The following is a 12,606-nucleotide window of genomic DNA, read 5'->3' as shown; positions in this document are numbered from 1 at the left end:
TCGGCTGTCGGCTTCTGCAATTACGAAGCCGCGAGTACTATCCACAACAGACAATAGAATGAGAACGTGTTTGGAGCAATCGTGTCGCCGAGCAAAGAGTCTAATCCCAAGCTGGCTAATGTCAGTCTCTCCACCGTCATAGCCGAGCTTCAAGATATACGCGACAGTATCGACAATATAGATGCCTCGATCATCCACATGCTGGCGGAGCGCTTCCGATGTACCCAGAAGGTTGGAGTCTTAAAGGCGCGGCACAACATGCCGCCGTCTGACCCCGTCAGAGAGGCGCAGCAAGTGACGCGTCTCCGCCAACTCGCGTCTGCTGCCAAACTTGATCCAGAGTTTGCAGAAAAGTTTCTTGCGTTTGTGATTCGTGAAGTCATTCATGCACCATGAAGCCGCCAGACGCTGACGCATGGAACGCGCGACGCCCGACATTAATCTTGTAAAGGGATGGAAGCTTGAAGAAGTTATCACCACCATGCGCGCCGGTGTCGCTCCCAATAGTCATAAACTCGGCAAGCAAATGTTGTGGGGCGCTTATACGATGCTTGAGGTAGTCGCGGATCCCCGCAACGCTGTACCGATGCACATCCACAAGAACAAGGGCGAGTATTTCATCGTTTTGGAGGGCACGCTGCGCATCGCCAATGGAAATCAACATTGGACGCTCACGCCGGCACAACAATCACTGTAGCAAGGGTGTTCCTCACGCCTGGTGCAACGTAACGGATGGACCGGTTCGAATGCTGATCATTTGTTCGCGCGGACACATCGAGGGACTGTGGAGATCACCACCGGAAAAAGCGGCGATGACATTGCTGCCCTTGCAGACAAGTTTGGCTGTCTCATGGTTGGCCCACCGTTGCGCGAAGATATTTTTGCGATCGGTTCATCCCGGACTTGAGGGAACGAATAGATGATGTGGTCCGATGAACTTCGCTTGGCGCAGGAGGATGGTGGGCTGCCAACAACGTTGGCTGGCGGCGGCGCGCCAGCCAACGGTGGCGTCTCAGTCGTCTGCGTGCGGTTCCGAGACGGTAGTCATTTCAGTGGGACAACCCAACAGCACCTGATCTGCCTTTTGTCGGAGTTCCGGAGGGCGCCTTCGGTAGGAGGCTTCCGCAGGGTCGCTCATAACATCTTCTGCTCCGCCATTCCGTCGCCAGTCGGTCAGTACACGATGGCCGCCGAATAACCCTCGAACCATCGACGTCTCGTAAGCGTGCGCAATATCGACCTGGCGCTCGAGCCATCGGGGCGGGATCTAATTTGGCAATAGCACTGATCGGAGCCCTGCATGAACTTTTCCATCAGCCTCACCGTCAACGGTGTGCGGCAGAACATCGAGCTGAGAGACCCGCGCGTTACGCTGCTCGACCTCCTGCGTGAGCGTCTCCACCTGACCGGAACCAAAAAGGGATGCGACCGCGGCCAATGCGGCGCGTGCACGGTCCTGGTCGACGGCCGGCGCATCAATTCGTGCATGACTTTGGCGCTCAGCCAGGACGGTGCCGACGTCACCACCATCGAGGGCGTCGCTCGCGGCAACGAACTGCATCCGGTCCAGGCCGCTTTCATCGCGCATGACGGCATGCAATGCGGATTCTGCACGCCTGGCCAGATCATGAGCGCGATCGGACTGATCCATGAAGGGCAAGCCAGCGATGACCCGGAGCGTATCCGCGAAGGCATGAGCGGAAATCTCTGCCGCTGCGGGGCTTATTCCGGGATCACGGACGCCGTGCTCGAAGTACAGAAAAGCCTCGTCGAGGCCGACCAGAGGCGCTCCGCATGAAAACCTTCGATTACGTCAGGCCCGCGACCATCTCCGATGCTATCGCAGCCGCGGCCGAACCAGGTGCCGCCTATCTCGCAGCCGGTACGAACCTGCTCGACCTGATGAAGGGCGGCATCACCGGTCCGAGCCGTCTGGTCGATGTCATGCGTCTGCCGGGCCTCGACCGCATTGAGCGGCTGCCCGACGGCGGGGTCCGCATCGGCGCGCTGGTTCGCAACGCCGATCTTGCCCACGACCCGGATTTCGCCCGGTCCTATCCGGCAATCGCCGAGGCGCTGTTGTCCGGCGCGTCGGCTCAGCTCCGCAATGCCGCTACCGTCGGCGGCAATCTGCTGCAGCGAACGCGATGCGGATATTTCTACGACCCCGCCAGCGCCTGCAACAAACGCCAGCCGGGTGCCGGCTGCGATGCCCGCGACGGCGAGAACCGGTTGCACGCCGTGCTCGGCTGGAGCGAGGCCTGCATCGCCACCCATCCGTCGGATTTCTGTGTGCCGCTCGTCGCCCTCGACGCTTTCGTGGAGATCGAGGGCAGAAACGGCCGGCGCAAGGTCGCGCTCGAGGACCTTCATCGTCTGCCCGGCAATACGCCCGAGCGAGAGAGTGTCCTTGAACCGGGTGATCTGATCGTCGCCCTGCGGCTGCCGAGCGAGGCCCGCACGCTCTCGGCGCATGCGCGCTATCTGAAGGTCCGCGAGCGTACCTCCTACGCGTTCGCGATCGTCTCGGCCGCCGCGGCGATGCGGATCGAACACGGCACGATCCGGGATGCGCGGATCGCGCTCGGCGGAGTGGCCCCCAAGCCATGGCGGGCCCACGCGGCGGAGAAGATCCTGGCAGGCTGCCATCCCGATCCGGCCACCTTCCGCCGTGCGGCGGAGGCGGCGCTCGCCGACGCAAAACCCTCCGGCGACAATCGGTTCAAGATCGAACTCGCGCAACGGATCATCGTGCGCGCGCTGACGCTCGCCGCGGCGGGAACGCCACAGCGCATTCCCGCCCTCCCGGCCTCCCCTTTTTCATCCGTTTCCGGAGCGCTCCATGACGCCTGAGATCAGCCTCACCCAAGACCCATCCCATCGCCGCCATGGCTCGAACATCGGTCAGCCGCTGACCCGCCGCGAGGGGGTCCTGAAGGTTACGGGAGGAGCCCGCTATGCCGCGGATAACCACCCGCCTGGGATGCTCCATGCCGTTCTGGCGGTCAGCAGCATCGCGCGCGGTCGCGTCACCTTTCTTGACGTGCAAGCCGCCAAGAGCCACCCAGGGGTCGTCGATGTCATGACCCCGGCCAACAAGCCGGCGCTCGCGGAAGATCCGGACGCCAAGACGAACCCCTTCATGTTCCGGCTCGATGTTCTGCAGAACGACCAGGTGCGCTACGCGAACCAGCCAATTGCGGTGGTGATCGCGGAGACTCTGGAAGCTGCAACGGAAGGCGCGGCGCTGCTGTCGGCGCGATACCAAGCGCAGCCCGCCCGCGTGGGTCTCGATGCCGGCGAAAGCTTCGTCCCGCCCGCCGTTGGCGTCGGCAAGCCGGCCGAACTGCGGCGGGGCGATGTCGAGGCTGGTCTCGCAACAGCATCCAGTCGCATCGAAGCGACCTATGAGACTCCCACCCAGTACCACAATCCCATCGAGCCTCATGCCATCGTGGCGGCGTGGAACGGCGATGCGCTGTCCATCGATACGCCGAGCCAGGGCCTCGCCATGGCCCAGGGGCGGATCGCGGGACTGTTCGGCATCTCCCCGGAGAAGATCCATATTCGCAGTCCATACCTCGGTGGCGGCTTCGGTTCGAAGGGCCTGATCTCTGGGCCGCAGATCCTCGGCATCATGGCCGCCCGGCTGGTCGGCAGGCCGGTCAAACTCGTGCTGCGCCGTGAACACATGTACGGTCCGGTGGGCCACCGTGCGCCGACCCGTCAGACACTTCGCATTGGCACCGACGGCAACGGCCTGCTGACCGCGATCGACCATCGCGCGAAAACCGTGTCGAGCACCTTCGACGATTTCTTCGAGCCGGCCGCCGACGTTTCGCATACGCTCTATGCAAGCCCTGCCATTGCCACCTCGCACGAGGCGGTCCGGATTGACACCGGCACCCCGTTGTTCATGCGGGCTCCCGGCGAGGCAACAGGCTCGATCGCGCCGGAGAGCGCGATCGACGAAGCGGCATGGGCCTGTGGGATGGACCCGCTGGCGTTCCGCATCGAAAACTACGCCGAAGTCGAGCCAATTTCGGGCAAGCCATTCTCCTCGAAAGCCTTGCGCGACTGCTACGCGCGGGGAGCCGAGCGGTTCGGCTGGTCGCGGCGCCCACTGGCGCCACGCCAGTTGCGCGACGAGACCGGCTGCCTGGTCGGCTGGGGCATGGGCACCGCGACATTTCCGGCGCTGATGTTCCAGGCCGAAGCGCGTGCGGTGGTGCGCAGCGACGGATCCGGACTAATGGAGACGGGCGCCCACGACATGGGCCAGGGCGCCTGGACCGCGTTCGCCCAGATCGCGGCAGACGCGTTGGGGCTCGACCTCGAGCAAATGGAATTCAAAGCAGGCACGTCCGACCTGCCGGACGCGGGCATCGCCGGCGGCTCATCCCATACCGCCACGGCAGGCATGGCCATCCACAATGCCGGCGCCGCGGTCATCGCCAAGCTCGCGGATCTCGCGACAGGCGACCAACGTTCGCCCTTGTTCGGGGCGGGCAACGCAGGCGTAGTCGCGCGCGGCGGCCGCCTGTTCCGCCGCGACGATGAAACGCGGAGCGATAGCTACGCCGATATTCTCGGCCGCGCTGGCCTGACGCAGATCGAAGCCCGCGGCAATGGCGCCGCCGACCCCGCGGCGCAATCGAGCTATGCCATGCATGCGCACGGCGCGGTTTTCGCCGAGGTCAAGGTTGATCCCGATCTCGGCCAGATCCGCGTCACCCGCCTTGTCGGTGCTTTCGCGGCAGGGCGGGTCATCAACCCTCGCCTTGTGCAAAGTCAGATCTTTGGCGGCATGATCTGGGGCATGTCATTTGCCCTGCACGAGGAGGCCATCATGGACCGCCGCTCCGGCCGGCCGCTGAACCCCAACTTTTCGGAGTACCATGTTCCTGTGAACGCCGACGTGCCGAGCCTGGAGGCCCTCATGATCGACGAGCACGATCCCCACGTGAATGCGCTGGGCATCAAGGGCGTCGGCGAAATCGGCGTGACGGGCTCGGCCGGCGCGGTCGCCAACGCGGTCTGGCACGCGACCGGAATCCGGGTCCGCCGTTTTCCAATCAAGATCGAGGACCTCGTGATACCTGGTTCACACTAGAAACGCACATCTGGAGATGGCCGCCCGCCGGCGATCTTTGCGACCGTCCGTTCGTTTCAGGGAGCTCTCGGATGAAGATATCGAAAAGCCTAAGAGAGTTGCGTGAGCCGCCGCCGCATTTCCCGACATGGATGCAAAGCTTCGATCCTCGCAGTCGTTATCCGAAAGGGATGTGACGAGACACATCGCATCAGATCCTCATACTCGGATGCGCGGCTGTCGAAAAACAAGCCAAGAAGGGTCGCGATCCATCACCGGGTTGGAAGCGCGACGCATTGCTCGCCGGATGCACCCGGCACGATAGGATGGAGCAAGTGATGACGCAGATCGAGCCGGGCCAAATCGGAGGATTCGACAGAAGTCTTGCCGCCAGAGCCGCTGTGTATACCGAAAACTTAAACTCGGGCGTAGTGGTGGTGAAGGCCGCCAAGGATGGCGTGTGATTTGATGCTTCCGATTCGCTGAATTTGGCGAGTGACCGGCGCATCCTTATCCAATGACCGATGCGTTCTGATGCAGCATATGGCGTAGATGCACCTCGCCCAGGACAATGATATGGTCCGAACACTCACGCCGGATCGATCCGATCAGCCGTTCCGCAAAGCCATTCTGCCAGGGCGAGGCTGGTGCGGTAGGCTTGTCCCGGATGCCCATGGCGTGCAATCGGCGCGTGACGATAGTGCCATGAATGCGATCCCGATCGCGGATGAGGTAGTCCGGAGCCTCATCCCAAGGAAATGCCTCCGTGATTTGACGCGACGGGTGGGGCCTGAGCGGGATGCTGACCGAATTCTTCCGCCCCTCGGGGCTAACAACCAAACGCATCACGGAAACGACCTTTGTGGTCGAAAAGAAAGTGACCGAGAAGGCGAGCCTGTTGGTCGAATACGTTGGAGATTACCCCGTGAATGCGAGTCCGAGCCACCTCCTGAATTCGGGCGGGCTTTATCATCTGAGCCCAACTCAACAGGTCGACTTCCATGTCGCTTTCGGACTCAACCACAATGCCCATTGTGTGTGCCGAAAATTAGATTCTGCAATATTGATGGTGAAGGCCGCCAAGGACAGGTCGTGAGACGACGGCGCCGAGGCGCTCAATCGCGCGATGGAGAGGGGCGTCCTTGTTCAGAGATCGATGGGTCCTCGACACATTATAGTAGGTCGCGTAAGATCGCAGCAAATGGCGAAGATGCCGCTCGCCGAACACGACAACGTGGTCAAGACATTCCGCCGGATCGAACCGATCGCCCTTTCACAATATCCGTTCTGCCACGGCGATCGCGGCGCGGTCGGCCGATCCCGAATGCTCATTGCCCGAAGGCGGCGGATGAAGACGTCACCGTAGACGGCGTCGCGGTCACGAATGATGTATCGCGGTGCTACTTTCCAACCATAGGCCTCGGTGAGCTGGTGCGAAATCCATTCAGCCGTTGGGTGCGCGGTCACTCCCAGCCACAGGATTTGGCGGCGACCGTGATGCAGTATCAGCAACCCGTAGAGCAGTCGGAATGAGATTGTCGGAACCACGAATAGGTCCATCGACGCGATGCCGTCGGCGTGATTATGAAGGAATGTCTTCCACCCTTGGGACGGCGGTCGCCTTCCCCTCGCCATATACTTTGCAACGGTGGTTTGTCCGACATCGATGCCGAGCTTGAGAAGCTCGCCATGAATCCGTGGTTGCGCCCCACAACGGGTTGGCGAGACTGATCTCGCGAATGAGCTGACGGATTTCCAGCGGGGTCGTTGGACGGCCACTGCGCGGTCTTGATTTCCAGCGCCAATACGCCCGGAAGCCGGCACGATGCCAGCGGATCACGGTCTCCGGCCTGACGATCTTCAACGCGTCCAGCACGCCAGGTGCCAGCCGATACAACCCGGCAAATACCAGACGGTCGATGCTGATGAAGCCTAGTCGCTCTCGCAATTGTCGAGAACCAGCAGAAGTCTCTGTGCTCCGATCGCCCGAGCGACGGACTCGGCGGATATCTGGTCGCCACCGAGCTTCAGGCCGAGGCCTCCCGCCACGGCGGAGGGCACGAGACCAGGATCCGACAGCGAGGCCAGCTCGACCAGCCGGACGTCACCCTGGAAGCTCGGAAACAAGCCGCGGGCCACCTCTAATGCAAGCCTGGTCTTTCCGATGCCCCCGGGTCCGGTCAGCGTGACTAGCCGGTAGGCGGACAGAAGATCGCGCAGATGCCGCACCGCAGTGGTTCGGCCGACCAGGTCGGATGCTGCCGCAGGCAAATTGGTCTGAAACGGCTCGGCCGCGATCTGCACCGGTTCGAGGTCGATCGAACCAGCTGGTGACGTGCTCTCCTGCTGGAATGTCCAATCACCGAGCAGGCGATAGCCACGCCCGGACGCCGTCCTCAGGAGTTCTCGATCCGGGCCGAGCGTCTTGCGAATTGCCGATATGTGAAATTGAAGTGCATTGTCCTCGACAATCGCGCCCGGCCATACGCGACTCGCGAGATCGTGCTTGGTGACGAGCTCGCCGGCCGAGCGAACCAGAACTTCGATGATGTCGAATGCGCGACTGCCGATCAGGACGGGAGCTCCACGGGCCCGCAGTTCACGGCGAGCAAGATCAATCTCCCACTCACCCGACTCGTACACCAGTGGTGACTTGTCTGACATGATGAATCTCCTTCGCTGTCCTCATAATGAAAGCTAGGAGGCCATCATTGATTATTGAAACGATATTTTATAATATGATTGATCGTAAATCAGGATCAATCGTGTGCTGGATTTCGAGCTGTTGCGCACCTTCGTTGCCGTCGCCGATTGCGGCGGTTTCCACCGTGCCGCGGAGCGGCTCAACCTGACGCAGTCGACCGTAAGCCAGCAGATCAAGCGGCTTGAGTTCGAGACCAAACGGCCCTTGTTCCGGCGGACAACGCGCAGCGTCGCACTGACCGACGATGGCGAGATGCTGCTCGGCGACGCGCGTCGCCTGTTGCAACTTGAGGAAGCGGCCCGTCATCGCCTGGCGGGGCCGCGGCTGTCTGGCACGGTGCGTCTCGGCGTGGTCGAGGAGGTCGCCGGCGGCTCGCTGCCTTCGGCGCTCGGCCGCTTTGCCAAGCTCCATCCGGGCGTGAAGCTCGAGGTGCAGATCGGCGTCAGCGCGGAATTGATCGAGCAACTTAATGCGGGGCGGCTTGACGTCGTGTTCGCAAAGCGCCCGCTCGGAACCTCGAAAGGGCGTCTGGTGTGGCGGGAGCCGCTGGTCTGGGCCGCGGCCGACACGTTCGATCTTGTTCCGGGTGCGGCGCTGCCGCTGGCCCTGTATCGCGAGCGATCCGTTTCTCGCGAGGCTGCACTCGCCGCGCTCAACGACAACGAACTGACCTGGGAGATCAACTATACCAGCCCCAGTTTGACAGGCGTGCGCGCGGCGGCGCTCGCGGGCCTCGCCATCACCCCGCTTCCTGCCAGCGCGCTGATCGCGGGCTTGCGCATTCTCGGTGTGGAAGAGGGGCTGCCGCCTCTTCCTGACCTTGAGTTCGCGATCTACGAGAAGGCGCGGCCCGACAAGGCCGCCGCGGCACTGGCTGCGGTTCTGCTGACGCTTGCACAGGGACCATCACGCCCGGCGATCTGAGATGAACCGGCACTTCAATCGTCGAGAGTCGGCTGTGGGTCCAAAGCGCCGCTGACCGAGCGGCCGCTTCTGGCGCGAAGCGGATGTTGGCGACTGTCGCCAATTCCCAGAATGAGAGGTTATTGAATGCGCTTTTGAAGGATCCCGAGCGCGCACTCTCAAAGGCGCGACGCGCATTTGCTTCCGGGCGAGCTCAGAGTTGTTCGAGACTGCGAGCCACGAAACGTGAAAGAGTCTGATTCAGCAGCAATGCGGATCCGGAAGATAGTGGCGAGCGATGGCTTGATCGAGCGCTGACAACGCAGAGACGAGTGTTGCATTTTTTGCCATGCCTGATCGCATCTGCGACAGCACCTCGTGCCGAATTGCGCGTAGATCGATGCCTGGTATGCGTCCGTCTTTAACGATAGTCCGGCCTCCAACAACCAGTTCGCGAATGTGCCGAGCGGTAGCGCGCGAAAACATTGGCGCGAAGCGGACCTTCAGCGCCATCGGGACTAGCTGCGATCAGTCAAGGGACCATGATGTACAGCCAACTAGCGAAGTGCTGCAGAGCACGAGTTCAAACACCACGCTCAACTGGAGAGACCCCTTCCGACCGGCCAAACTGATCTATCGAAGGACCGCCGGCGCGTCAGAAGCCGTCATCGTTCCGATCTTAGCATCTCGGCCGCTCGCACGAGATCTGGGACGGTCCTGACCTTCATCTTACGCACCATCGTCCGCAGTGAACTTTGACCGAAATTTCAGATAGTTGAGCGATGAATAACCGGTGCCGAAATCATCTATTACAAGTCTCAGCTCGATCGCCCGCAGCCGCCTGATAATATCGCGATGGTGTTTGGTGGCCTCCAATAGAACGGACTCGGTTAGTTCGAGTTCGATCCGGTCGGGTGCGATTTTCCAGCGCGTGAGACTTGCGAGTATGTCCCGCTCAACTTCGGGTCGCTTGCGCTGGATTGCGGATAGGTTGACCGCGACCATTGGCACATCGAATGCGCCCGACCTGCCCACAATCCGCGGGGATTGGCGGGTTAGTGCGTCAGAAATCTGTATGAAAGCGGACTCTTGGAAAACTTCAACAAGTATCGATCGACCGAACGGAAACAAAGGGATGCGAGCCAGTCCAGCCGCACGATCGCGACCCTCCAATAATGCTTCTCGCGCTGCTCGTCCGACAAGTTGGAGAGGCGAAAGTAGCATTTTTAGGCAGGGCTAAGGAACGGCGCTCAAGGTCTAACTATGAAGAAACTAGCAACCTCGACAGATGCTTCCGATCTTTCGATCAAGCTCCACGTCGGCGGGATCGCGGGCGACGCCACCCGGATCGGTCTTAGTCGTCGAGTGATGATTGGACGCCGCGCGTTTGGAATGATGCTGCGAGGCCTTGCGTGCGAAGGCCGACGACGTTGCCATAAGTACCATGATCGTGATCGCGACCAGCGTTCGCACTTCAATCCTCACTTCACCCGCAGATTTTCCACGGCTTGCTTGCCTCGGTATTCAAGGACGTCGATGGCTACGCCCGCCGGGCACATGCGGCACGAGTGTGGAAGGGAAGGTGGTCTCGCCCCGGCGGAACCTACTTTGGAGGGCGAAGCTCGCCGACGAGCCACGCCATGGTCCATGCCAGCTGCAACGGATCAATCCGATCGCATTCCCAGCAACGGAGCGCTCCCGGCCCTTTGCCGTCTACCGGCATCACCAGCACCATCAAGGCGCCGCAGTGCTCGCACCGCTCGGATGAATAGAACCGCCTCACACTGCAATTTGACGCCGCGCCGGTTGTAACGTCCAATCCAATTAGCGTGAACGGTAAGCAGTTTCCTTCTCGCAATCGTGAAATGCTCGGCGATATGCGCGATTGGGGGCGCGAGGCATCGCTCGTGCGCCCACTCGCTGGAGCATTTGAACAAAACGGGAGGCTTGCCGCACCTTGTGATCGAACTTCCCCTTCACCGCGATTGTGAGAGGGGCCCAACTCGGGAGACCCCATCACGCGAAGGTTGATCGCGACGATAGCGTTGCTGGCCCTGGTCGACACTTCGGTGGCGATTGCGCAAACGGCTGGTTCGCGAAATCCAGCCGCACCTCCGTCGACGAACTCGAACCAGCAATTGCTGCCGGAAGCGCCGGTTGGGCACCGCCAGCCGCGCGCTAATCAAGTGCCCTCGGAGAAAAACTAGATGGATCCGAACGATCCAGTCAACCAGGAGACGCGGCGCTCGACCGCATGATCACGCCGCCGCAGTCGCTACTTGTCCGCTGTTGAGGGATGAACGGACCTTGCCCAGACACGGCCCGAGGTCTCAAATTGACCATAGCCTCCAGATACGTAAGAAACGCGCCAAAGTAGAAAGCGCGTTATTTGTGCGCATGACGTGCACCGAATCAGCAGACGGTTTATTCTCCGGCAAGGTCGCCGATTCTCTCTTGGGTCGGCCAGCGCCATGCAGGGAGTTACCCCATGAAGGTTGTTGTGCGATTGATCGAGAGGATTGCGCATTGGTTCGCTCTCTTGATTGCTATCGCGGCCATGATCGCATTCGGGGTCCTCGTTGGTCGCCCTTCGGAGAAAAGTGGCAACCAGCCGAACTTTGTCGGCGCAGAGCAGCCGCAAAAGCGCCTCGCGGTCTTTCTCGACGGCACATGGAACAGCATCAACAGCAACACAAACGTGTGGCGCATGCGGGCGCTGTGCGCTTCGAAAAGCAAGGATGGCAAGCCTCAGCTCGTCTACTACGAGGTCGGAGTCAACGGGTTCTTAGGCGGCGTTTTTGGACAAGGACTCGATGAGAACATCCGTCTGGCTTACGAATGGCTCGTCGAAAACTACAACGACGGCGATGAAATCTTCATTTTTGGTTTCAGCCGGGGCGCATTTACAGCGAGAGCTCTGGCTGGATTGATCGCCATCGACGGCGTCTTGAAAGCAGGCTCACCTATCGGCGTGACTGAGCTGTTTGATCGCTACAGGAAGGGAAACGAGGAGAGCATCTGGACGTTGAAGGAGGTCGAGACGTCCGGAGACACCAGCAAGCTGACAGACCAGGAAAAGTGGCTGCTCAAATACTCCCAGCCAGCGAAAGTGAAGGTCATCGGCGTGTGGGATACCGTCGGTTCGGTCGGTGTGGCGGCTGGGAATATTCCGGGCATTAGCCGTTCCCAGTTCGATTATCTGCAGACAGGATTACGCATCCATATCCAGAACGGCTATCACGCCCTCGCCATCGATGAGCACCGTACTGACTTCGCTCCTACGATCTGGGACGTTCGCCACCCGAAAGATCCGAACGCAGTCATTGCCCAGCCACGCCCTCTTTCCGGCGTTGAACAGCGCTGGTTTGTAGGTGCCCATGCAAATGTTGGGGGCGGCTATCAGACCGACCTTCTTGCTCAGCCTCCGCTGCGCTGGATGATGAAGAAGGCGGAATCGCACGGACTTACGTTCCGATCAGAGGTCAATCTGGATGGAGATGACGTCACAGCGCCGATTGCCGACTCCTATAAGTCGTTTGGCTCGGGATTCTACGCCAAGGTTTTCCCGCCTCTTTATCGTACCATCGGCCGAGAGCCGGATGTTCGGGAAGACGGAAGCCACATCAACATCAACGAGACGATCGACGCCAACGTATTCAAGCGGTGGCGTGCCGATCCAACGTATCGCCCGGCCAATCTTGTTGAGTGGGCACAGCGCAAGAAGGTTGATCCCGCCCAGTTTCAAACTTCCGTGCGGACTGACGATCCTCGCGTAAACGTGTCAGACCCGTAGGCTTGGGTAACGTCTGCTTCTGGCGCAAAGCGGGCGTTCGCGTTTTTTGGCGGCCGGCCTTACCGAGTGACGCAGATGAACGCAGGCGCTACGATGTCCCGTCGTGCTTTTCTC

General features: G+C 60.9%; 13 protein-coding genes and 1 pseudogene. 10 read left to right on the top strand and 4 right to left on the bottom strand.

Going from position 1 to position 12,606, the window contains the following annotated elements; all coding sequences use genetic code 11:
• Positions 1–138: 138 nt before the first annotated feature.
• The 6 genes from B5526_RS09275 (at position 139) to B5526_RS39410 (ending at position 5,556) form a co-directional block, all read left to right on the top strand.
• Complete coding sequence (locus B5526_RS09275; protein ID WP_197688454.1) at positions 139–396, top strand: chorismate mutase; 258 nt, start codon at positions 139–141, stop codon at positions 394–396.
• A 19-nt stretch (positions 397–415) separates the two neighbouring features.
• Complete coding sequence (locus tag B5526_RS09270) at positions 416–697, top strand: hypothetical protein (RefSeq protein WP_079537934.1); 282 nt, start codon at positions 416–418, stop codon at positions 695–697.
• 603 nt (positions 698–1,300) lie between these two features.
• On the top strand, positions 1,301–1,798 hold the full coding sequence (locus B5526_RS09260; protein ID WP_079537932.1) for a (2Fe-2S)-binding protein: 498 nt from the start codon (positions 1,301–1,303) through the stop codon (positions 1,796–1,798).
• A complete protein-coding gene (locus B5526_RS09255; protein ID WP_079537931.1) occupies positions 1,795–2,853 on the top strand; it encodes an FAD binding domain-containing protein in 1,059 nt (352 codons plus the stop codon). The genes B5526_RS09260 and B5526_RS09255 overlap by 4 nt, the downstream gene beginning before the upstream one ends.
• Positions 2,843–5,113 (top strand): xanthine dehydrogenase family protein molybdopterin-binding subunit, encoded by a 2,271-nt coding sequence (locus tag B5526_RS09250; protein ID WP_079537930.1) that lies wholly within the window; start codon positions 2,843–2,845, stop codon positions 5,111–5,113. The genes B5526_RS09255 and B5526_RS09250 overlap by 11 nt, the downstream gene beginning before the upstream one ends.
• Before the next feature lie 317 nt (positions 5,114–5,430).
• The gene (locus B5526_RS39410) at positions 5,431–5,556 is read left to right on the top strand and encodes a hypothetical protein (protein ID WP_283807613.1); all 126 of its coding nucleotides are present in this window, start codon (positions 5,431–5,433) and stop codon (positions 5,554–5,556) included.
• Between the two features lie 46 nt (positions 5,557–5,602).
• On the opposite strand, the gene B5526_RS38415 is transcribed toward B5526_RS39410, so the two are convergent.
• Positions 5,603–5,767 carry an integrase core domain-containing protein gene (locus B5526_RS38415; protein WP_172842018.1) on the bottom strand — a complete coding sequence of 55 codons (165 nt, stop codon included), beginning with the start codon at positions 5,765–5,767 and terminating at the stop codon, positions 5,603–5,605.
• Positions 5,768–5,891: 124 nt separating this feature from the next.
• Between B5526_RS38415 and B5526_RS37520 the strand changes: the two genes are divergently transcribed.
• The gene (locus B5526_RS37520) at positions 5,892–6,188 is read left to right on the top strand and encodes a hypothetical protein (protein ID WP_197688428.1); all 297 of its coding nucleotides are present in this window, start codon (positions 5,892–5,894) and stop codon (positions 6,186–6,188) included.
• A 114-nt stretch (positions 6,189–6,302) separates the two neighbouring features.
• On the top strand, positions 6,303–6,458 hold the full coding sequence (locus B5526_RS37515; protein ID WP_154071223.1) for a hypothetical protein: 156 nt from the start codon (positions 6,303–6,305) through the stop codon (positions 6,456–6,458).
• Between the two features lie 575 nt (positions 6,459–7,033).
• Here the strand turns inward: B5526_RS37515 and B5526_RS09235 are convergent.
• Positions 7,034–7,756 (bottom strand): annotated as a pseudogene (locus B5526_RS09235) (winged helix-turn-helix domain-containing protein); the annotation flags it as partial.
• 103 nt (positions 7,757–7,859) lie between these two features.
• Here B5526_RS09235 and B5526_RS09230 point away from each other — a divergent pair.
• A complete protein-coding gene (locus tag B5526_RS09230; RefSeq protein ID WP_079537927.1) occupies positions 7,860–8,720 on the top strand; it encodes a LysR substrate-binding domain-containing protein in 861 nt (286 codons plus the stop codon).
• A 240-nt stretch (positions 8,721–8,960) separates the two neighbouring features.
• On the opposite strand, the gene B5526_RS09225 is transcribed toward B5526_RS09230, so the two are convergent.
• Both B5526_RS09225 and B5526_RS39405 read right to left on the bottom strand, forming a co-directional pair.
• Positions 8,961–9,212: a hypothetical protein gene (locus B5526_RS09225; RefSeq protein ID WP_079537926.1), complete on the bottom strand. Its 252-nt coding sequence runs from the start codon at positions 9,210–9,212 to the stop codon at positions 8,961–8,963.
• 216 nt (positions 9,213–9,428) lie between these two features.
• Positions 9,429–9,923: an EAL domain-containing protein gene (locus tag B5526_RS39405; RefSeq protein WP_079537925.1), complete on the bottom strand. Its 495-nt coding sequence runs from the start codon at positions 9,921–9,923 to the stop codon at positions 9,429–9,431.
• 1,264 nt (positions 9,924–11,187) lie between these two features.
• Here B5526_RS39405 and B5526_RS09210 point away from each other — a divergent pair.
• On the top strand, positions 11,188–12,492 hold the full coding sequence (locus tag B5526_RS09210; protein WP_244562238.1) for a DUF2235 domain-containing protein: 1,305 nt from the start codon (positions 11,188–11,190) through the stop codon (positions 12,490–12,492).
• Positions 12,493–12,606: the final 114 nt, after the last annotated feature.

Origin of the sequence: Bradyrhizobium lablabi (genome assembly GCF_900141755.1) — a bacterium.
Lineage (GTDB): Bacteria > Pseudomonadota > Alphaproteobacteria > Rhizobiales > Xanthobacteraceae > Bradyrhizobium > Bradyrhizobium lablabi_A.
Note: the sequence above shows the minus strand (reverse complement) of the source record. Positions and strands in the feature narration are given on the sequence as shown.

Coding starts and splice junctions, on each gene's coding strand:
- B5526_RS09270 (WP_079537934.1), top strand. CDS start 416: ATGGAACGCGCGACGCCCGACATTAATCTTGTAAAGGGATGGAAGCTT.
- B5526_RS09260 (WP_079537932.1), top strand. CDS start 1,301: ATGAACTTTTCCATCAGCCTCACCGTCAACGGTGTGCGGCAGAACATC.
- B5526_RS09255 (WP_079537931.1), top strand. CDS start 1,795: ATGAAAACCTTCGATTACGTCAGGCCCGCGACCATCTCCGATGCTATC.
- B5526_RS09250 (WP_079537930.1), top strand. CDS start 2,843: ATGACGCCTGAGATCAGCCTCACCCAAGACCCATCCCATCGCCGCCAT.
- B5526_RS39410 (WP_283807613.1), top strand. CDS start 5,431: ATGACGCAGATCGAGCCGGGCCAAATCGGAGGATTCGACAGAAGTCTT.
- B5526_RS38415 (WP_172842018.1), bottom strand. CDS start 5,767: ATGGGCATCCGGGACAAGCCTACCGCACCAGCCTCGCCCTGGCAGAAT.
- B5526_RS37520 (WP_197688428.1), top strand. CDS start 5,892: ATGCTGACCGAATTCTTCCGCCCCTCGGGGCTAACAACCAAACGCATC.
- B5526_RS37515 (WP_154071223.1), top strand. CDS start 6,303: ATGCCGCTCGCCGAACACGACAACGTGGTCAAGACATTCCGCCGGATC.
- B5526_RS09225 (WP_079537926.1), bottom strand. CDS start 9,212: ATGGCGCTGAAGGTCCGCTTCGCGCCAATGTTTTCGCGCGCTACCGCT.
- B5526_RS39405 (WP_079537925.1), bottom strand. CDS start 9,923: ATGCTACTTTCGCCTCTCCAACTTGTCGGACGAGCAGCGCGAGAAGCA.
- B5526_RS09210 (WP_244562238.1), top strand. CDS start 11,188: ATGAAGGTTGTTGTGCGATTGATCGAGAGGATTGCGCATTGGTTCGCT.